The sequence below is a fragment of the Desulfobotulus sapovorans DSM 2055 genome (assembly GCF_059569355.1).
The window spans coordinates 41,406-61,615 of record NZ_JCANVJ010000004.1; the positions used below are offsets into that span (position 1 = coordinate 41,406).

General features: G+C 56.3%; 14 protein-coding genes. 4 read left to right on the forward strand and 10 right to left on the reverse strand.

Features of this window, described 5'->3' with window-relative positions; translation table 11 throughout:
• Positions 1 to 80: 80 nt before the first annotated feature.
• Positions 81 to 1,613 (reverse strand): Rne/Rng family ribonuclease, encoded by a 1,533-nt coding sequence (locus BR04_RS05175; protein WP_496354936.1) that lies wholly within the window; start codon positions 1,611 to 1,613, stop codon positions 81 to 83.
• Positions 1,614 to 1,621: 8 nt separating this feature from the next.
• Positions 1,622 to 4,150, reverse strand: coding sequence for a TIGR03960 family B12-binding radical SAM protein (locus BR04_RS05180; RefSeq protein ID WP_496354937.1), 2,529 nt, complete (start codon positions 4,148 to 4,150; stop codon positions 1,622 to 1,624).
• 174 nt (positions 4,151 to 4,324) lie between these two features.
• On the opposite strand from BR04_RS05180, the gene BR04_RS05185 reads away from it, so the two are divergent.
• The gene (locus BR04_RS05185; RefSeq protein WP_496354938.1) at positions 4,325 to 5,668 is read left to right on the forward strand and encodes a trypsin-like peptidase domain-containing protein; all 1,344 of its coding nucleotides are present in this window, start codon (positions 4,325 to 4,327) and stop codon (positions 5,666 to 5,668) included.
• Positions 5,669 to 5,744: 76 nt separating this feature from the next.
• Here the strand turns inward: BR04_RS05185 and prmA are convergent, their stop codons facing one another.
• The 3 genes from prmA to hisD all read right to left on the reverse strand — a co-directional run bounded on the left by prmA (position 5,745) and on the right by hisD (position 9,926).
• Positions 5,745 to 6,662, reverse strand: a complete 918-nt coding sequence (gene prmA / locus BR04_RS05190) for a 50S ribosomal protein L11 methyltransferase (RefSeq protein WP_496354939.1) — start codon at positions 6,660 to 6,662, stop codon at positions 5,745 to 5,747.
• Between the two features lie 343 nt (positions 6,663 to 7,005).
• Entirely contained in the window at positions 7,006 to 8,187 is a 1,182-nt protein-coding gene (locus tag BR04_RS05195; protein ID WP_496354940.1) for an MFS transporter, read from the reverse strand.
• 395 nt (positions 8,188 to 8,582) lie between these two features.
• Positions 8,583 to 9,926, reverse strand: a complete 1,344-nt coding sequence (hisD, locus tag BR04_RS05200; protein ID WP_496354941.1) for a histidinol dehydrogenase — start codon at positions 9,924 to 9,926, stop codon at positions 8,583 to 8,585.
• Positions 9,927 to 10,238: 312 nt separating this feature from the next.
• Between hisD and serC the strand changes: the two genes are divergently transcribed.
• A complete protein-coding gene (gene serC, locus BR04_RS05205; RefSeq protein WP_496354942.1) occupies positions 10,239 to 11,327 on the forward strand; it encodes a 3-phosphoserine/phosphohydroxythreonine transaminase in 1,089 nt (362 codons plus the stop codon).
• Positions 11,328 to 11,740: 413 nt separating this feature from the next.
• Here serC and BR04_RS05210 read toward each other — a convergent pair whose 3' ends face one another.
• Positions 11,741 to 12,361: a DUF4405 domain-containing protein gene (locus BR04_RS05210; protein WP_496354943.1), complete on the reverse strand. Its 621-nt coding sequence runs from the start codon at positions 12,359 to 12,361 to the stop codon at positions 11,741 to 11,743.
• Between the two features lie 126 nt (positions 12,362 to 12,487).
• Entirely contained in the window at positions 12,488 to 14,374 is a 1,887-nt protein-coding gene (locus BR04_RS05215; RefSeq protein WP_496354944.1) for a TonB-dependent receptor plug domain-containing protein, read from the reverse strand.
• 260 nt (positions 14,375 to 14,634) lie between these two features.
• Here BR04_RS05215 and BR04_RS05220 point away from each other — a divergent pair, with 260 nt between their 5' ends.
• Entirely contained in the window at positions 14,635 to 14,784 is a 150-nt protein-coding gene (locus tag BR04_RS05220; RefSeq protein ID WP_496354945.1) for a hypothetical protein, read from the forward strand.
• Positions 14,785 to 15,277: 493 nt separating this feature from the next.
• Here the strand turns inward: BR04_RS05220 and BR04_RS05225 are convergent, their stop codons facing one another.
• The 3 genes from BR04_RS05225 to BR04_RS05235 are packed head-to-tail and all read right to left on the reverse strand — an operon-like array spanning position 15,278 to position 19,969.
• Entirely contained in the window at positions 15,278 to 16,711 is a 1,434-nt protein-coding gene (locus BR04_RS05225) for an efflux transporter outer membrane subunit (protein ID WP_496354946.1), read from the reverse strand.
• A gap of 16 nt (positions 16,712 to 16,727) precedes the next feature.
• On the reverse strand, positions 16,728 to 18,665 hold the full coding sequence (locus tag BR04_RS05230) for a MacB family efflux pump subunit (protein ID WP_496354947.1): 1,938 nt from the start codon (positions 18,663 to 18,665) through the stop codon (positions 16,728 to 16,730).
• Positions 18,662 to 19,969, reverse strand: a complete 1,308-nt coding sequence (locus tag BR04_RS05235; protein ID WP_496354948.1) for an efflux RND transporter periplasmic adaptor subunit — start codon at positions 19,967 to 19,969, stop codon at positions 18,662 to 18,664. Before BR04_RS05235 ends, BR04_RS05230 begins: the two co-directional genes overlap by 4 nt.
• Here BR04_RS05235 and BR04_RS05240 point away from each other — a divergent pair.
• Positions 19,856 to 20,182: a hypothetical protein gene (locus BR04_RS05240; protein WP_496355058.1), complete on the forward strand. Its 327-nt coding sequence runs from the start codon at positions 19,856 to 19,858 to the stop codon at positions 20,180 to 20,182. The two genes, BR04_RS05235 and BR04_RS05240, sit on opposite strands and share 114 nt — an antisense overlap.
• Positions 20,183 to 20,210 lie beyond the last annotated feature (28 nt).

Here is a 20,210-nt window from a genome sequence, read left to right on the forward strand (position 1 = left end):
TCCCGCCCCTCCGGGGGGCGGCTCTTGTACTGGCATCTTCCGAAGCATGCCTTCTGCTCCGGACAAATCGCGTCAGGGAATCATATTTCCCCAGGACTGTCAACCGGATTCTCCCGAGGCTTCCGTATACTTTCAACAATATCAAACTGCTCCGGATGGTAGGCCGGATCGGGAATCACATGCACCGGTACCCCGGTCTTCTTTTCCACCCGCTCGACAATGGCCCTGGAAGCCCCCAGAAGCTGCTCTGCAATTTCCGGATGGCAGCATACCTTAAAGGCATTCCCCGCCAGATCCTGGGCATACCGCATCAGATCCCGATAAATCTGAAGACAGAGGGTTTCCGGTGAGGCCACATGCCCCCTCCCCTCACAACAGGGACAAGGGGTACAGAGGATACGGGAAAGGGATTTACGGGTTCTTTTCCGGGTCATCTGCACCAGTCCCAGCTCACTCATGGGCAGAATATTGGTCTTGATCCGATCTCCCTGCACCGCATCCCGGAAAGCCTGGTAAACCCTTTCCTGGTTCACGGGACGGGCCATGTCAATAAAATCCACAATGATAATCCCACAAAGATTTCTCAGGCGAATCTGACAGGCAATTTCCCGCACCGCCTCCAGGTTGGTGAGAAGGATGGTTTCCTCAAAATTTTCCTTGCCCACATACCGGCCCGTATTCACATCAATGGCCACAAGGGCTTCGGTCTGCTCGATGACAATATACCCACCGGATTTCAACCAGACCTTTTTCCGCATGGCCCGCTGGATTTCCGCCTCAATATTGTAGACATCGAAGATGGGTTCCCTGCCCTGATAGTGGGCCACGTCCACTTCCAGATCCGGCATGGTGCGGGTCAGAAAATGGCGTACGGCATTGCAGCCTTCCCTGGAATCAATCACCAGCCGCCGGGTATCATCGTGGGTCAGAAGATCCCGTAAGGAACGGAAGGTAACGGAAAGATCCCGGTGAATCAGGGACGGAGCCTTCTGATTCTTATACCGCTGTTGAATCAGATCCCAGAGCCTGTCCAGCACGGCAATTTCCCGGGTCACAGCCTCTTCATCCACCCCCTCTGCCGCAGTACGCAGGATATACCCGTGTCCCGGTTTTCTCAGAGCTTCCATGAGATCCTTGAGACGCTGTCTTTCCGTATCACAAAGGATTTTTCTGGAAACACCCAGATGGGGCACCGTGGGCATGAGTACAAGAAAACGGCCGGGCAGGGACACCTGGGTACTCACCCTGGCGCCCTTGGTGCTGACGGGTGCCTTGATCACCTGCACCATGATATCCTGCCCTTCCCTGAGCAGAGTCTCAATACGGTGCCGGTTCTCACGGCCATTTTTTCTGTACAGGGGAGCGTCCTCCCCTTCCTCTTCAGCATCCAGCAGCTCCAGGGAAGCGGAATCGGACATGACATCATCCACATACAGAAACGCGGCCTGTTTCAGACCGATATCCACAAAGGCCGCCTGCATACCCGGAAGTACCCGCTGCACCCGGCCCTTATAGATGCTTCCCGTAACATTTTCCTCATCGCCCCGCTCCACAAAAAATTCCGCAAGGCTTCCGTTTTCAAGAAGCGCCACACGGGTTTCCCCTGGGGCCACATTAACAATCAGCTCCTTTCGCACCCTCCCCCTCTTTCCTCCCCATCATCGGCACTGACCTTCAGAATATCCAGATCCAGAATCTGAGCGCTATCCAGCCCCCAGACAGCCGTGAGAACCTGGGCAGGCCGCAGGGTTCTCTCCTCCCAGGATCCCAGGGAAAGGCAAAGCATTTTTTCATCTGCAAGGACTATTTTCCGGACAAATTTTTTCACATCCAGAAGAACCGTCTTTCCCTTTTTCCCCGTTTTTTCCAGCATCCACTCCTCCGCACCCTCAAAGGCAAGCAGCCTTTCCCCATCCAGGGCCACAGGACTGTGCACCGTATAATGCAGCACGGGAGCCTCCTTTTCTCCGGAAAGGGCTTCCCGGCAATGGGTAATGCGCAGCCCCTCTGGAAGACAGGGATTCACAAGTGCCGCAAAGGTGGATGCGGAAACCTCCGCCCCCACGCTCACCGTAAAGGATTCGCAGAGGCTGGCCATGCCCAGAGGGAGGGTATCGCCGAAACGGATTTCCGGCTTTGGATTAAAACCGATGGAAAATTTCATGGAAATGCCCGCCATCCGCAGGGCTTTCAAAAAAATCTGTATCATTTCAAGATGCCCGAAAAAACGGGCAGGCCCTGTTTTTTCAAAATCTGCATGCAGGCTTCTGAAGTGCTGGGGCCGTCTGGGCGGAGCTGCCTTTTCCTGTCGGGATACGGGAAAAAGCTGGGGGGCAATGGTATCAAAATCGCAGACCCCACAGGCGGAACAGGCCCCATCACGACAATCCGGCGTGCTTTCCCCCAGAAAAGCCTTCCGCCATTCCTCTTTAAGAAAATCCCTGGAGACCCGGATATCCATCACATCCCAGGGCAGTGCTTCCTCCAGGGGACGCTCGCGGAACACATAAAAATCCACATCCAGCGCCTCTTCCTGAATGGCCGCGTTCCAGAGATCTTCCCTGAAATAGTCCGACCAGCCATCCAGAACACAGCCCTTTTCCCATGCCCGTACCAGAAGGGAGGCCATACGCCGGTCTCCACGGGAAAAAAGGGCTTCCAGACGGCTCATCTTCGGGTCCTGCCACTTGAGCTGCACTCCGGGCATTTTCAGGCGATCCTTCAGAAAACGAAATTTCTCCCTGGCCTGATCCAGTGGAATCATCCCCGCCCACTGAAAGGGGGCATGGGGTTTGGGAATAAAGGTTCCCACACTCACCGTCACCTGCCCCCATTTTCCCTGGGGTGTCCGGAAACGGCGCAGTTTGTCGGCAAGCTCACAGATGGCCTCCAGATCCTCCTGGGTTTCCGTGGGAAGTCCCACCATAAAGTAAAGCTTGATCTGATTCCAGCCCAGGGAAATGGCATCCCGCACCGTGGTGATGATCTCTTCTTCCGTAATATTTTTATTGATGACATCCCGGAGCCGCTGACTGCCCGCCTCCGGTGCAATGGTAAACCCTGTCTTGCGCACCTTTTTAATCTGTTCCATCAGATTGGGCGTCAAGCGGCCCGCACGAATGGACGGCAGACTGATGGCCCGCTGCTCCCCCGCATAGCGATCCATGAGATGCTCCATGAGATCCGCAAGGCAGCCATAATCTCCCGTAGACAGGGAGAGGAGGGACATTTCGTCATAGCCCGTTGCCGCCAGTGCCACTTCCGTGATCTGCATCAGTCTTTCCACGGAACGCTCCCGCACGGGCCGGTACAGCATCCCCGCCTGACAGAAACGGCAGCCCCGGGTACAGCCCCTGGCAATTTCAAGACGCAGCCTGTCATGCACAGGATTGGTAAAGGGCAGAACGGGCCTTAAAGGAACGGCTGCGGATTCCAGGGAGGGCAAAACCGCCTTGACGATGACGGCAGCCTGTCCCTTTTCCGGCGTGAGATGCTGCACACCGGTTTCATCCCAGGAAGGGGTAAAGAAGGCGGGGACATAGACCCCGTCAAGTTCGGCCAGTTTTTTAAGAAGGACTCTGCGATCCCCTTCCCCCTCTTTTTTCCATGCCTGCACCAGGCGGCAGAGATCCAGGAGCTGTTCCTCCCCGTCTCCCATGAGCATGGCGTCAAAAAAGGGAGCCATGGGTTCCGGATTGCAGACACAGGGGCCGCCCGCAATGATCAAGGGATGGCTGTCGTCCCTTTCATGACTGTAAAAGGGCAGACCGGCAAGATCCAGAATTTCCAGAACCCCCGTATAGTTCAGCTCATAGAGCAGGCTGAACCCCAGGATATCCAGAGTTCCCAGGGGGGTACGGGTTTCCAGGGTCAGCAGGGGAAGCCCCGCCTCCCTGAGGGCAGCGGCCATATCCGGTGCGGGCACGTAAATCCGCTCCGCTGCCATCTCCGCTTCCCTGTTCAGGATGTCATAGAGAATCTGAAGACCGAAATGGGAAGCCCCGATTTCATACATATCGGGAAAGGCAAGGCCCACACGGAAAAATCGGGAACCTTCCTTGCGGATGCTGTTCACTTCAGTTCCAAGATAACGGCTGGGTTTTTCCACCCTGCCAAGCAGGGATTCAAATTGAAGGCTGTATGAGGACATGATATTACCGGATTCAAGGGTCGTAAAAAGGGCCCGGTGGCAGAAAATCAAGGAGGGAAAAGGCTTTCAGGGCAAGGAAACCATGGACAGGCCTGACCGAATCAATCTCTTCCGGAGCGCGCAAACCAGAACACCACAAAATCAGTACAATATAAAAAAGTGAGGATACCAGAAGTGATACCCAAGGGCAAATGGATTCTTTTTTGCATACTTTTTCTTTTTTCCATCAGGGCCTATGCCAGCCTCTCCCAACGGGAAACCCCCGTGGTACGGGCCGTGCGCAGTGTGGCCCCTGCGGTGGTGAACATCAGCACCACCTACACGGAAACCCGCCACAGAACGGGATTCAGTGACCCCTTTTTCGAAGAATTTTTCAGGGATTTTTTCGAAGGCACCCCCGGAAGACGGCAGCAGCGCAGCAGCCTCGGCTCCGGTGTCATCATAGACGGCAAAAAGGGCTATGTGCTCACCAACGCCCATGTGGTGGCCAGGGGAGAAAGCATCACCGTCACCCTGGAGAATGGCCGGGAACTTCCCGCAGGCCTTGTGGGATCGGACACGGAAAGCGACCTTGCCGTGCTGCGCATCGACAGTCCCGAGCCCCTGCCCCAGGCTGTCCTTGGCAGCAGCACCGATCTCATGATCGGCGAAAGTGTCATTGCCATCGGCAACCCCTTCGGCTATTCCCATACCGTGACCACGGGTGTGGTCAGTGCCGTCAACCGCCATGTCCGCAGTGAACACCAGCTTTTCAAACGCTTCATCCAGACCGATGCCTCCATCAATCCGGGCAACTCCGGCGGCCCCCTGCTCAACATTCTCGGCGAGGTGATCGGCATCAACACTGCCATCCACGCCAAAGCCCAGGGGATCGGCTTTGCCATTCCCGTTGACCTGGCCCGGAAAATTGCCACAGACCTGATCCGCCATGGCATGGTGGTGCCCATGTGGACAGGGCTGGGCGTGCAGGAAATGGACAGGGGCCTGGCCACCTATATGGGCAAGGAAGAAGGCGACGGTCTTCTCGTCCGCCATGTGGAAAAAGACTCTCCCGCAGCCAGGGCGGGAATACGGCCCGGAGATCTGCTGCTGACCATGGGCGACCAGCCCCTCCAGAGGCTTTCCGACTACAGGGAGCAGCTGGAAATGATTCCGGCCGGAAGCCCGGTTCCCTTCCGCCTGATGCGCAAAGAAAAGCCCCTTACCCTTTCCCTCACCGTAGAGACCTTCCCCATGGAGAAGGTGCCTGCCCTTCCCGGAACCCTTCTGGGGATTGAGGTGGCAGAGGATCCCCAGGGCAGAGAAGGGGTTCTCATCACCAGGGTGCACAAAGGGAGCAACCTGGAACGTATCGGTGCCCAGCCCGGAGACCGCATCCGCAGCCTGGGAAACCGGGAAATCCGGAATCTGGGAGACTTGAAAATGGCCCTTGTCCGCCATCATATGGACAGGGAAACCGGTATCCGTATCCAGCGAGGAAACCGGGCCTATACCCTCACCATCCCCCTGGGTTCCTGACGCGGAAATGGCGGCTTAACGCCGCCATGACTGAAGCTCTGAACTTTTCCCTCCGGACAACAGCTCAGATCCTGGATCAGGCCTCTGCCACACACACGGCCCAGCCCCTGTCCACCCGGTTTTCCTTTGCAGTAAAATCATGGGACGCCAGGGCTTCCCTGACCATGGGAAGTTTTTCCTCAATAATGCCGGAAAGAATCACCCGCCCACCGGGCCGCAGCACCCGCCGGATATCCGGAATGAGCTGCACCACCACCTCTGCGAGGATATTCGCCACCACCAGATCAAAAGGCCCTGTCACCGCATCGGCCAGATTGCCGACGAAAAGTTCCCGCCGGTCCGGGCCAAATCCGTTTAAAGAAAGATTCTGGCCTGCCACCTCAATGGCAACCCCGTCATTGTCCACCCCCACAAGACGCCCTGCACCCAGAACTCCTGCGGTCATGAGCAAAATACCCGAGCCTGTGCCCACATCCAGTACCGCATCTCCCGGCTGCATCCAGGTCTCAATGGCCCGGATACAGAGGGCCGTTGTGGGATGGGTTCCCGTTCCAAAGGCCATACCCGGATCAATTTCCAGTACGATATCCTTCTCCTCAGCCACATAACTGCGCCAGGTGGGTTTCACCACAATGCGCTGCCCGATCTTCTCCGGCCAGAAAAAGGCCTTCCAGCTTTCGGCCCAGTCTTCCTCATCAATTTCCACAGGAAGGATACGCAGACGAAAACCCCATTCCACCGCCAGACGCTCCGCCTCCTGCCCGATGGCCTCCATCCGGCCCGCCGCGTCTTCATTTTTCGGAAGATAGCCCGTCACCGCAGGAAATTCCGGTCTGGGCAGGGCATCGTCCCCCCAGCCCTCTTCCGGCTCCAGATCCGGCTGGTCAATGCTCACCCCGGCAATTCCGTGGCTGGCAAAGACTGCGGCCAGAAGATCTTCCATCTGGGCTGGGTTTTCACCTTCAAAGACAATTTTTAAGGCAATCCACTTCATACGCCATCCTCCATACAGGGCCTCTCTGAAACGGGGAGGAGCATCCTTCCCCTGCCATTACAATCCTTACCCGTGCCCCACAGAACCGGGAAACGGCTTCCTCAGCCAAAAACCTCCGCCCTGTTTTTCAAGCCACACCCGTACGGAAAAGAGGCTTCAAAAAATCAAGCCCAAGAATACACGGAAGCCCCACAGGCAGCCCCTGTACGAATATTCAGCCGCGACAGACGGATCCTCTGGCTCCCTGTTCCTCAAAACCAGCGATACCCCACATAAAAGAACCTCCCTGACATCAGGGAGGTTCCACATACCAGCATACGAAGGCTCTCTTCAGCGTACTTCTTTATTCCCGCAAAAAGTCCGTCACCGGTTCACCTGACCGGGACGGCCAGAACCTGAAACTTCCAACCCAGACAGCCTCAAGGGCAAGAAGTGCGGCAAAACACCGGATGCCCATGTAAAAATGACCAGAATCCGCCAGTTTTCCTGAAAGTATGGGGCCTGCAAAGAAACCCAGCCCCCAGAACAGATAGAAAGTGGCAGAAACCGTTCCCTTCAGATCTGTAGGGAGAGATGTCCCCAGAAAAACCATGGATGCCACACAAAATATCCCCAGCCCGAAGGCTGCCAGGGCCAAAAAAACATAAACCCAGATATGTGTCAACACCGAGGCAAGGAGCATGCCCACCGCAGCGAGGAGAATACCATGCAACATTGTCCGTAAACTTCCGATCCCGTCCGACAGGCGACCTCCCAGGATCTGGGAAAGCCCCACCGCAACATAAAATAAAACAAAAAAAACACTTACGGAAATCGCCTCCGGTCCCTGAGCAGGGAGCATAACCGCAGGAATAAGGGTCAGAAACAGCCCATAGCCCCACCCGTACAAGACCACTCCCATGAGAATCCCTCCGACCCTGTACTGTGTCACAAGAAACAGGATGCTCCCCTGAGAATTTTTCAGAACAGGGGCCTGACGGGGCTCCTGAATGCACATTCCCGTCACCAGTGCCCCACAGAATCCTCCCAGAAAAAGAAGCGCGAAGGCTCCGGTGCCACCCGAGGCTTCAGGTACAGCAATGCCCAGAACAGCACCTGCCGTAAGCCCCAGATGGATTGAGGCATTGTAGACCCCGGTCGCAGTTCCTCTCCCGTCCTCATACAGAGCCGACAGCATCGCCGGAGCCAAAGCCCATACGGGAACTTCACCCATCCCCTGAAGCAGTCTGCCCGTCAGAATCAGTGCGGGGGTTCCGGCAAAGGCATACAGAAGCCCCGCCAGACAACAGCATGCATACCCCGCTGCCAGAAACCACCGAAATCCGTACCTGTCCGCAAACCAGCCGACGGGAAGCTGAAAAACAACAAAGGGCAGTGCAAAGGCGGATGCCAAAAGCCCCACCTCCATAAACGAACCCGACAAACAAAGCACCTTCGCGGGCAGCAGGGCTACCGTGGCTCCGATGCCCATCATCAGAAAAAACACACAGCCGTTCAGCATGACCACCGTTTTAAAACGCTCCATATCCTATTCCTCCGTGACCTTCAGAGAAGAAATTTTTCTTCTGTTCAGGACAAGGAAAACCGGAACCATCACTCAGGACGCAAAGCACCTTTTTCCTGACGTGTACTCACCTCAGAAAGGATGTATTCCGGCTATCCCCTGACAGAACCCTGTTAAACAGCGGGTTCCAGAGATGGAGGAGGAAGAAGCTGTACGGCGGATAGGAACATTGTAATACGCCCTGTGGTTTTATGAATTCCCCGATGACGGCAGAGAACGAACCTGTGCTTCAACAAAACACCTGCCGGTGGAATCTTTTTTTATCAGACTGCTATAAAATTTTTCCGTTTTCAGCCCCCGTTGGGACACAGCCTGCACACATACCATCCGAAGGACTCTTTTTCTTCACCACGCCCCTAATTTTCGAGCCGTACCCGAACGGAATGGGCATGAGCCTCAAGCCCTTCAATGCCCGCAAGGTGCATGACGTCGGAAGCCTCCTTCAGAAAAGCCTCCCGCGTATAGGAAATGAGGCTGGTCTTCTTCACAAAATGATCCACACCCAGAGCCGAGGCAAAACGGGCCGTGCCTGCGGTGGGCAGCACATGGTTGGGCCCTGCGATATAGTCGCCCATGGGTTCCGGCGTATGGCTGCCGCAGAAAATGGCTCCTGCGTTGCGCACCTTTCCGATCCAGGAGAGAGGCTCTTCCATGAGCAGCTCCAGATGCTCCGGCGCAAGGCGGTTGGACACTTCAAAGGCCTGCTCCAGGGTATCCACCACCAGAATGGCTCCGAAATCCCGCAAAGACGCCTCGGCAATTTCCCGTCGCGGCAGACGGGCCACCTGGATCTCCAGCTCGGCCTTCACTTTCTGGGCAAAATCCGCATCCGGCGTAACCAGAATGGCAGAAGCCAGGGTATCGTGCTCGGCCTGGGACAGAAGATCCGCCGCCGCATAGGTCGCAGGGGCAGAGCCATCGCTGATGACCAGAATCTCCGAAGGCCCTGCAATCATGTCAATGCCCACGGTGCCGGATACCAGCTTCTTGGCCAGGGTCACCCAGATATTGCCCGGCCCCACAATGACATCCACCCTGGGCACCTGGGCCGTCCCCCAGGCCATGGCCGCAATCCCCCAGGCGCTGCCCGCCCGGATCACCGTGTCGATGCCCACCTTCCGGGCCGCCACCAGCAGATGCGGGTTCACGGAGCCGTCCGCCATGGGAGGCGTGGTCATGATGACCTTTTTCACCCCTGCGATGCGGGCCGGGATCCCCCCCATGAGTACGGAAGACACAAGGGGGGTCATGCCGCCGGTGGCGCCGGGAACATACACCCCCGCCGCATCCACGGGTTTCACAAGCTGACCCAGCATCACCCCGTCCCTCGGGGTGTCAATCCAGGAATTCTGCACCTGCCTTCTGTGGAAGGAGGCAATCTGTTCCACGGCCCGATCCAGGGCCTTCATAAAATCGGGGCTGACGGCCTTTTCCGCGGCATCCATCTCCGCCGCGCTCACGGCAAGGGCATCTTCCGCCAGATCCGGGGCATCAAAACGGCGGGTATATTCCAGAACCGCCGCATCTCCACGGGTTCGAACCTCTTCAAGAATCCGGGCCACCTGGGCCGTCATGTCTTCCGTTTCACCAAGCCCTCTGGCCACAATGGCCTGAAGTCGGGCTTCTGCCTCTTTTGAGGGATATTTCAACATGTCCATAGGAATCATCTCACCTGGATGGGTTGGTTTTTGGTCTGTCATCTGCCTTCCTCAAATCCGATCAAACGAGGCCCTTCATACCACAACAATGGTTTTTGTGTAAGCACAGGGCATTTTTTTCCTCTTCAGATCCAGTCGAGATCTCTGAGCACCCCGTTGTGCATCGGATGAGATCCGCCCCCCCATCAATCCAGGCCGGATATTGACCCGGCTGGATATTGACAAGATTTCCCCTTGCGTAGATAACCGTTTTCGATTTCTGCGGATATGGCATAAAGACTCCGCACCGCTTCAAACCCCATCCCAAGACCGCCATCCTTCAAAACAGTTTTCCATCCCGAAAGGGGGTTTGCCATGACCAGACGCATCCACAATTTCAACCCCGGCCCTGCGGCCCTGCCCCTGTCCGTACTGGAGGAAGTACAGGCGGAAATGCTGGACTTCAGGGGATCGGGCATGTCCATTCTGGAAATCAGCCACAGATCCGATCTTTTCGGTGAAGTGCTGACCGAAACCCGCAACCGGGCCAGACGGCTTTTCGGCCTGCCCGACAACTACCGCGTGCTTTTCATCCAGGGCGGGGCCAGCCTTCAGTTCGCCATGGCTCCCCTGAACCTTCTGGACGAAAAGGACAGCGCCGATTACATCAACACCGGCACCTGGGCCACCAAGGCCTTTGAACAGGCCACCCTTCTGGGTAAAAAGGTCCGCTACGCCGCCTCTTCCAAAGACAAGGCCTTTTCCTTTATCCCCAAAACCGCAGATTTTGACCCAAACGCCCGTTATGTGCACCTCACCTCCAACAACACCATCCGGGGCACCCAGTGGCAGACCTATCCGGATACCCATGGCGTGCCCCTGGTCTGCGACATGTGCTCAGACATTTTCAGCCGCCCCGTTCCCGTGGAAAAATTCGGACTGATCTACGCCGGTGCCCAGAAAAACATGGGGCCTGCGGGGCTGACCCTGGTCATCATCCGGGAAGATCTTCTGGACTGGAATCCGGATGCCGTCATGCCCACCCTGCTGCGGTACAAGACCTATTCGGATCATTATTCCATGTACAACACCCCACCCTGTTTCGGCATCTATGTGGCGGAAAAGGTGCTGGCCTGGCTGGAAAAGGACATCGGCGGTCTTGAAAACATGGAGGCCCTGAACCGGGCCAAGGCGGATCGTCTCTACGGAACCCTGGACGCCACGGAGTTCTATGAAGGCACGGCGGCGAAAGAAGACCGTTCCCTGATGAACGTGACCTTCCGCCTCAGAAATCACGATCTGGAGCCCCTCTTCATCAAAGAGGCCCTGGCCGCAGGGCTTGGCGGACTCAAAGGGCATAAAAGTGTGGGCGGATGCCGGGCTTCCCTTTACAACGCCACCGGCATGGATGCCGTGGAAAGCCTTGTTGCCTTTATGCAGGATTTTGAAAAACGCATGGGCTGAGAACAGGTGGATGGCCATGAAAAGTGGCCTGCGTCTCTAGCTGCGGCCGGATCAGGCCGGAAGAATCCTGGGGGTTCCGGATCAGTGGGGCTCCTGAATCGGAGCTTTCCCCATCCTGCCCTGAATACATTTTCCCGAACACCTGGTCATCACCAGGCCTTTTTTTCAAAATCTTCCCCCCCCATTCTCCCGGTTCTTTAAAATTAAGATCCGGGAGATTTTTCCCAAATTGCAGAGCCAGGCCTTGCGCCACCTGCCCGGACAATAAAGCCCTGCCGTGCAGCCCGGTACTGAGTTCACACCGTTCCAAACTACAAAAATTAACAATATGTGGTAGTTTATTAACAATTCAAAGCACACTATGTTGTATACTGGAATGGTGTGAACCCAGTGCCAATACTTCGGGCCAGACCTCATTCCCCCTTCAGTACAAGATAGACATCCCTTGGGTTCAGCCCATTGATCCTGGCAATGGCAGCAAGGGTCTGATCCGGTTTACGCAGGGAAAGCCCTCTCTCCCTTATTCTCTCCAGAGCCGTTTCCAGGGGAATTCCCTCCCTCTGGCAGATTTCCCTTAAGCTTACGCTGTCCGCCCTGGGAAAGAGAGGCAGTCTGTCCTCCGTAATCCAGGCATCCTTGACCTGTTCCACCCCATTCATGAGCCAGGATACGGGCGGGGTATGGCTCAGAGACGAGAATAAGAAAAAGAGTGTCAGTACAAAGGCTCCGTAAAACTCCCTGGAAAGCCCCTTTCCGGAGTCACCCTCCATCTTGTCCCTTTTTTTGAAATAGGAGACAAAAAGCTTCCAGTTGTACGCAAAAAGGTGCAGGGTTCCCAGAATCAGAATGAAGATGGCGAAGGGCAGATAGAGGGTTTCCCATCCCTCCCTGGTCAGCCCCATGAATTTCCAGTTCAGCCAGTAGGCGATTCTGCCCGGTGGCATGATACAGAGCACAACCCCGCTGATGCTGGCGGTGATGAAGGCGAAAAAGAGGGTCAGGCTGATCCATTTTTTAAAACTGAAATGCGTCATGGATCTCTCCGGAAAGAAAACAGTACGTGAAAGAACCTGAAGTCTCGTGTTCAGACCAGCCTTCAGGTTCTTTCCTGGTGTGTTGTTTTTTTATCTTCTGCCAGGGCCTGTGGATAAAATCTGTTTTCAGAACGTAAACTTCATCCCCGCCATCCAGGCCACACCGTCAAGCCGCCATTCATCCTCCCTGGCCTTTTCATCAGTAAGATTTTCAATACGGGTAAAAACCTCCATCTGCGGACTGGCCTGCCAGGTTACGGCAAGATCCAGGGTGCCATAGTCGGAAAGGGTTTTTCGCTTGTTGCCGTCCATCATGTCCCGCTCTCCGATCCAGGAACCCGTAAGGCGAAAACGCAGATCCGGACGGGAAAGGTGATAGTCGAGATCCAGACCCGCCCGATGCTCCGGCCTTTCAAGAAGCCGCTTTCCTGTGCTTTTGTCTTCGGTTTCGGTGTAGCTGTGGCTCAAGGTGGCCCTGAATCCCTGAAAAGCCCGCCAGGAGGCACTCCACTCCACGCCCTGGGTGAGGGCTTCACCGATATTGGCATAGGTCTCAAGCTTGGGAGTCTTTTTGTAATCCACGGGGATCGTTGCAATGAGATCCTCAATCTCGTTGCGGAAAAAGGAGGCCCGGAACAGAAGACTGGAGGTGGCTTCCCAGTCCAGCCCCGCCTGCCAGGAGAGGGACTTTTCCGGCTTTAAATCCGCATTGGGCTGCACAATGAACTGACGCTTGTTCCGGGGCATTTCGGCATATCTTTTCTGAAGGGAGGGTGCGGCAAAGGCCGTTCCCAGGGATGCCCGCAGATGCAGGGTGTCTGTGGCCCGGAACACAAGACCTGCCTGGGGATTGAATTCCGTATCCCAGTCCTCATGATGGCTGACCCGGCCCCCGAGGGTAAGGAGGGTGCGGCCAAAATCCATTTCATCCTGAAGGTACAGACTGTGCGTTTGCTGATCCGCAGAATCACCGGGGATGCTGTGGGTCTTCTCTTTTGCCGGAATATGGGTGGCCTTGTCTTCCACCTTTTCCCCCAGATAGGCATAGCCCGCACTCAGGGTATGGAGGCTGAACATCCCCGATACCCCGGCCTCAAATTCCATGGACTGGGCCAGCTGTTCCAGGGAGCCGTCTTCCCTGCGGTGGTCGTGGGCGATGTAGCTGGCCCGGGTATGCATCCGTGTTAAAGGGCTGGGGCTGAAATCCGCCCTGGCGTTGATGGCGCTTCGCTCCTGAATTCTTTCCTGAATGACGGTCTGGCCACTTTTTTTTTGCGAATCATCCGTCGAGACCTGACGGGTAAAAAGGGGCGTCAGACTGAGCTGAAGGGTATCGGAAGGCTTGTGGTGAAGGGTTGCGGAAAGGGCCTCCCAGCGACTCTCATCCTTGGGCTGGGTGATGCCGTCATCCTTACGGTGGGTATAGTCCATACGGATACCGGAGTTTTCTGTTCCGTAATCCGCACCAACATGTCCCCGGAAACGATTGCTGCTGCCTGCGGCCACCCCCGCGCGAAGGGCTGTGCCCTCCTTTGCCCTTTTGGTGAAAATCTGCACCACACCGCCCAGGGCATCACTGCCGTAAAGGGCGGAACCCGGCCCCTTTACAACCTCGATGCGCTCTATGGCTTCCACGGGAATGCTGGCAATATCCACCACGTCATTGCCACCGATGAATCGCTGCCCGTCCACCAGCACCAGGGTATGATGGGCATCCAGCCCCATGAGCCGCACACTGCCGCCTCCACCCCACGACCCCGTGCGCTCCACCACCTGCAAACCGGGAATTTCCCTTAAAAGCACCTGAATATTCTGGGGCTGGCGTGCGGCAATCTCCTCTGCGGTGATCACATAGGTGGGCCGGGGCGTATCCGAAAGGCGCTGCTCCGTACGGCTGGCACTGACCACCACCTGACCCAGTTCCGTATCCCCTGACTCCCTGGCCTGAAGTCCACCTGCGGCCAGCAGAAAAACAAGGCACAGGATGCCGGATGTTAAGCCTGTTCCCTTCATGGTCTCTTCTCCTTTTTACATTCCTGAAAATTGAATAAACCCGTCACCCATGATTTTTTTAAAAAAACCTGAAAGGGTTCAGGGATATGCCTCATTATGGGGGTTTTGATAGTTCGGCAGACTTATACTGTCAATACAAATTACGCTAAGCCTAAAAAAACATACTGAGACATTTGATTTTGGAAATATTCAAAGATAGGTGGGGGCCAAATTTTTAAAAAGGACTAAAAAAACAGATTGGAAAGCGAAAGGAATATGAAATGAAAACTTCCAGCGTACGGAATCTGAAAATCCTCACAGGTCTGCTGATCTGCCTGATCCTCCCCGCAGGCCTCAGTACCAAAGAGCAGCAATATCCGGAAAGCATCCGAAAAATGGCCCCCATCACAGCCATACAGAAAAAGGGATGACAGAGGCGGAAATGACCAAAAATATCCGGAATCAGAGAAGGCAGGGCAGGACGGAAACCGGGGAGTAGGCAAAAAAACAGAGGCAGAGCCTCAGCGTACGCCATTTATTCCAAAGCAAAAATTCTGAAAACCAACTGGGTAAAGATGAGTGGGAGAGGGGCCGGGGGTGAGGGGAGAAAGAAATAAACAACCACAATGTTCATGGCTTTGTCGCAAAATTTTTCTGCTTACTCTCCTGGCTCAGCCATGCCGCATCAGGTCTTGCCTTTGCCTCCATGCCCTTTTCCTGAAAGGTGAGAACAGCCGTTCATTTGACCCATACAGCATTGAGCCCAGCGTTCCGACGCTGGAGCATGGGAACGATAACTGAAGCAAGATGGTAATCAGGAAAATTTTTAAACCGCACAAAGCCATTTGCTGTTTTTTGAAAAATGCAGTTCCAATTTGGGCCAGTATCTCAAAAGTGACCGTGCGGAGTATAAAGTATACCGCCCTATAAAGGAGCATATTCCTCTCCTCCATCCCTTTGCCACCCCCCGCCCAACACCCGATACAGATCCAGAGCCGCATGGAGACGGCCAAGTCTGAGCTGCACCGCCTGATCTTCGGCCTGAAACAGGCTGCGCTGGGCTTCCAGAAGGGTCAGGAGGTCATCGGCTCCCTCCCTGTAGCGCAGTTCCGCAAGGAAAAGACTGCGGGAGGTCTTTTCCACAACATCCTCCTGCAATGCCATCTGGCGGGCGGAAAAATCCGTCCGGTTCAGCGCATCCTCCACCTCTTTCAAGGCCGTGAGAATGGTTTTACGGTAGCTTTCCACCTGTTCCCGGAGCTGGGATTCCGCAACAAGAATCTGATTTTTTCTGCGTCCGCCATCAAAAAGGGTCTGGACGATGGCTGCGGAAAGGCCAAGACTGCTCTGGGGATTGGAGAGGGACAGCAGGGTTGTACTGGCCAGACCTCCGGAACCGGAAAGCTGGAAGGTAGGCAGAAATGCGGTTCGCGCCACGGTGACACTGGCCTCGGATGCGGCGATCTGGGCCTCCGCCCTGGCGATATCCGGCCTGCGCACAAGAAGGTCGGAAGGAAGAAAGGCCCCCACTTCGGGAATCGTAAGTTTTCCGAAGGTTTCGGAAGGAAGCCGAAAGGTCTGGGGGGCACGGCCCACCAGAATGGCCAGGGCGGAAAGCTGCTGGCGGCGCTGTTCTTCAAGGGAAAGAAGGGAGGCTTTCTGGGCCAGAACGGCGGACTCCTGACGCCGCAGATCCAGCTCCGTGGCGCTGCCGTGGCGGTGGCGGGAGGTCACAACGTCCAGCACCCTTCCAGCGATCTCAAGGTTGTTCCGGGCAATCTCCAGGCGCTTTTCAAGGGCAAGCACCTGAAAGTACCCCGCCGCAACACCTGTCATCAGACTGAGACGCACAGCCTCCCCATCAAAGGCAGCAGCGCTGAAAAGGGCATCCGCAGCCCGCACATCCGCAGCCACCCTTCCCCAGACATCCGCCTCATAGCTGACTCCGAGGGAAAGGGAGGTGGATTCGGCGGAAACGCCCCTGCCTCCGGACTCCCAGCTTTTGCGCCAGGCACTGCCCCCGCTGAGGCTCAGGGAAGGGAAGAGGGAGCTTCCCGCAAGGCGGAGCTGAGTTTCCGCCTGAATCACCCGCTCCACCGTCATGGCCAGATCCGGCGATGCGGCAAGAGCCTCATCCAGAAGCCCTTCCAGATCCGAAGACCCGAAACTGCACCACCAGTCCTTTTCCGGCAGAAGTCCCGCAGGATTTACCGCAGCAGACCAGTTTTCCGGCAGGGCGGGTAGGCTCTCCAGGGCCTGCGGATCCTTGAGGGCGCAGCCTCCTGCCATGCAGGCCAGAAGAAAAAGGGCAGACAGCCCTGAAAGGATTTTTTTAGCAGACCACCATGTTTTTTCCATGTACTTTTCCCCTTCATCATTCCGAGGCAAGGGCCAGCACCGGATCCAGCCCTGCGGCCTTCCGGGCGGGCAGGTACCCGAACACAAGACCCGTAGCAAAGGCACAGCCAAAGGCCAGCAGCACGGGGGCAGAACTGTAGTACACGGGCGTTCCCAGGGCAGCGACGACCGCCCCCACTCCGATGCCGACGGCAACACCGATAAGTCCCCCAAAGGTGGAGACCACCAGTGCCTCAATGAGAAACTGCTGAAGAATGTTGCGCATCCTGGCTCCGGTGGCCATGCGGATACCGATTTCACGGGTGCGTTCCGTAACACTCACCAGCATGATGTTCATGACCCCGATGCCGCCCACCAGGAGGGAGATGGCGGCAATGGAACCGAGGAGAAGGGTCAGGGTGTTGTGGGTTTCGGAAACGGAGTCAATGAGGGAAGCCATGTTGCGGATCTGAAAGTCCTCCACCCCATGACGGGCCAGAAGCAGGGCATGTACCTCGTCCTGGGTGGCGTCGATGCGGGCCACATCTTCCACCGCCACCGTGATGTTCCTCAAGTGCCGCTGCCCGGTGAGACGCAGACTGCCCGTGGTGTAGGGCACCAGCACCACATCATCCTGATCCCTGCCGCCAAAACCTGCCCCCATGGGTGCCATGACCCCGATCACCTGAAAGGGAATGCGATTGATGAGGATATACGCCCCCAGAGGATCAGAATCCGGAAAAAGGGCTTTTGCAGCGGTCTGTCCCAGAACGGCTACGGTGGCATAACCAGCTTCATCTTCGCCGGTGAAAAAAGTTCCTCTGACAGGCTCCCAGCTTCTGGCCAGCACATAGCTCCAGGAGGTACCGTTAATTTCCGTTCTGTGATCCATACGGCCATGACGCAGGGTCACGGAGCCGGACTGCTCCGGTACCGCAACCAGCACATTGGCAAGTTCTGAAACAGCCTGCACGTCCGCAGGCAGAAGGGTGGCAACCTCCCCGCGGCCCCGCATGTTGGGAGCCCCCGGCCTGACGGTGAGGAGGTTGCTGCCCATGCTGCGGATACTTTCCACAACCGTCTGCCGCGCTCCGTCACCGATCCCCATCATGACAATCACCGAGGCTACGCCGATGACAATGCCAAGAAGGGTAAGAATGGTTCGGAAAATATTGCTTTTCAGAGAACGGAATGCTGTAAGGGTGGCTTCCATCAGCTCACCGAAAACCGGAGCCCCCCCGGGGACGGCCCTGCTTTCCGGAAAATCTCCACGAATCGGCTGGGGGCCGGGATCAGAAAGGATACGCCCGTCCCGGATCTCAATGATACGATCCGCATGGGCGGCAACCTCCCTTTCATGGGTAATGAGAATCAGGGTATGCCCCTCTTCCGAAAGCCCCTTCAGAAGCCGCATGACCTCATCCCCACTCCGGCTGTCCAGCGCCCCCGTGGGTTCGTCCGCCAGAAGAATCCGGCCACCGTTCATCAGGGCACGGGCAATGGAAACCCGCTGCTGCTGCCCGCCGGACAGCTGGGAGGGTCTGTGGAAAATCCGGTCGCCCAGTCCCAGATCCTCAAGAAGGCGGGTGGCCCTCTCCTTTCTTTCCCCGGATTTCATGCCCGCATACACGGCGGGGACAGCCACATTCTCCTGGGCACTGGCCGTGGCGATGAGGTTGTAATTCTGAAAAACAAAGCCGAATTCCTCCCGCCGCATCCGGGCCAGCTCTCCCTTGTCCAGCAGGGACACATCCTGCCCTCTGAACAGGTACTGCCCCTCTGTCGGACGATCCAGACAGCCGAGAATGTTCATCAGGGTGGACTTTCCAGACCCGGAGCTGCCCATGATGGCCACAAACTCTCCGGGATAGATGCTGAGATCCATGCCATGCAGCACTTCCACATCCATATCACCGCTGCGGTACACCTTGGTGACACCGCAGAGTTCCAGCAGGGGTTCCTTGTTGTCTGTCATCGCATCCTCGGCATTCCGGGCATGGTATTCCCCCCTGAACGGGCAGCAGCCTCCTTTCCGGAACCGGAAAGCTTCTGCCCCGTTATCACCACCTCTCCCTCCTCAAGACCGGAAAGAATCTGAACCTGCACCCGGTTGCTGACCCCGGTCTGCACTTCCCGAATCTGGACAAGGCCATCGGCACCCAGCACACGCACCCTGGCAGAGGGGTTCCGGGATCCGAATTCCCGCGCAGGCCGTTCTCCATGAAATCCTGCCTCATCCCCTGTTCCCCCTTCCCGTTTCTGGGGCAGCCGCGCAGCCCCTCTATCCCCTGTCATGAGAGCAGAAACGGGCAGGATCAGTGCCTTTTCCGCAGAAGCCACCACAAAAAAAACCTGGGCCGTCATCTGGGTAAAAAGTTCAGCCCCCCTGTTGTCCACATCAAAAAGGGCGTTATAAAGTACCACATTGTTCTCCACCACAGGGGTGGGTTCAATGCGCTGCAACCTTCCCTGCCATTTGCGCTTCTGGCTGCCCAGGGTGGTAAAATAGGCGGGCATTCCTTTAAAAAGCCGATTGATATCCGCCTCTGACACCCGGGTTTCCACAGTCATGGTGGAAAGATCGGCGATACGAAGAAGGGTTGGAGCCTGCTGACTGGCGTTAAGCGCCTGACCCTGACGGGCAGAAATGGACACCACGGTACCCCCCATAGGGGCATAAATACGGGCATAACCGAGGCTGGCCTCATCCGCCCGCAGACTGGATTCGGTCTGCTCAATCTGGGCAAGAAGCATGGCCACCTGGGCTTCAGCGGAAAGGAGGGCGGTTTCCGCATTCTGAGCCGTTTCCAGGGTGGCCGCGCCTTCGGCGAGAAGCTTTTTCTGGCGCTCATTATGGTTTCTGGCCTGCTGAAGCTGGGCCCTGCGATCCATCAGCTGGGCCTTCTGATACTTGAGCTGGGCACGGCTGGCATCCACCTTAGCGATAAAAAGGGTAGGATCGATCTCCGCCAGAAGATCCCCTTCCTTCACCCCATCGCCCACTGCAACGGCAATGCGCTGCAACTGCCCCGAAACCTGGGCTCCCACATCGACATAGCTTTTGGGCTGCAGCACACCCGTAGCCGCTACCAGATCCTCGATACTTCCCCGCTGGACAGATGCTGTTATCCATCCTTCGGCCCGGGATGTCTCTCTGGAGAAAAAATGCCAGAGTACCGCACCCGCAACTGCAAACATCACAAAGAGATATACGATCCAAACCGCTCTTCCCTGCCGTCTTCCGTTTTTTTCGTCCGCCTGCTTCATGGCTTTTCCCATGACAACCTTCACCCCGCCCTTCAAAAAAGATTTCTGATTACCGCGTTGTTTCAGATATCAATTTTATTGATGGTGCCCATGTTTCAGCATGGGAACGATCGCTGGGGTAAGGTGGTCATCAAAAAAATTACACTTCTTCCTTACCCCGATCCAAAAAGAGATCCCCGTCCTCATACCGAAGAACCTGTGCATCTGGAAAGTAAACTTGCGTAAAGTTTCATCCAAAAAGGGTCTGACCCCT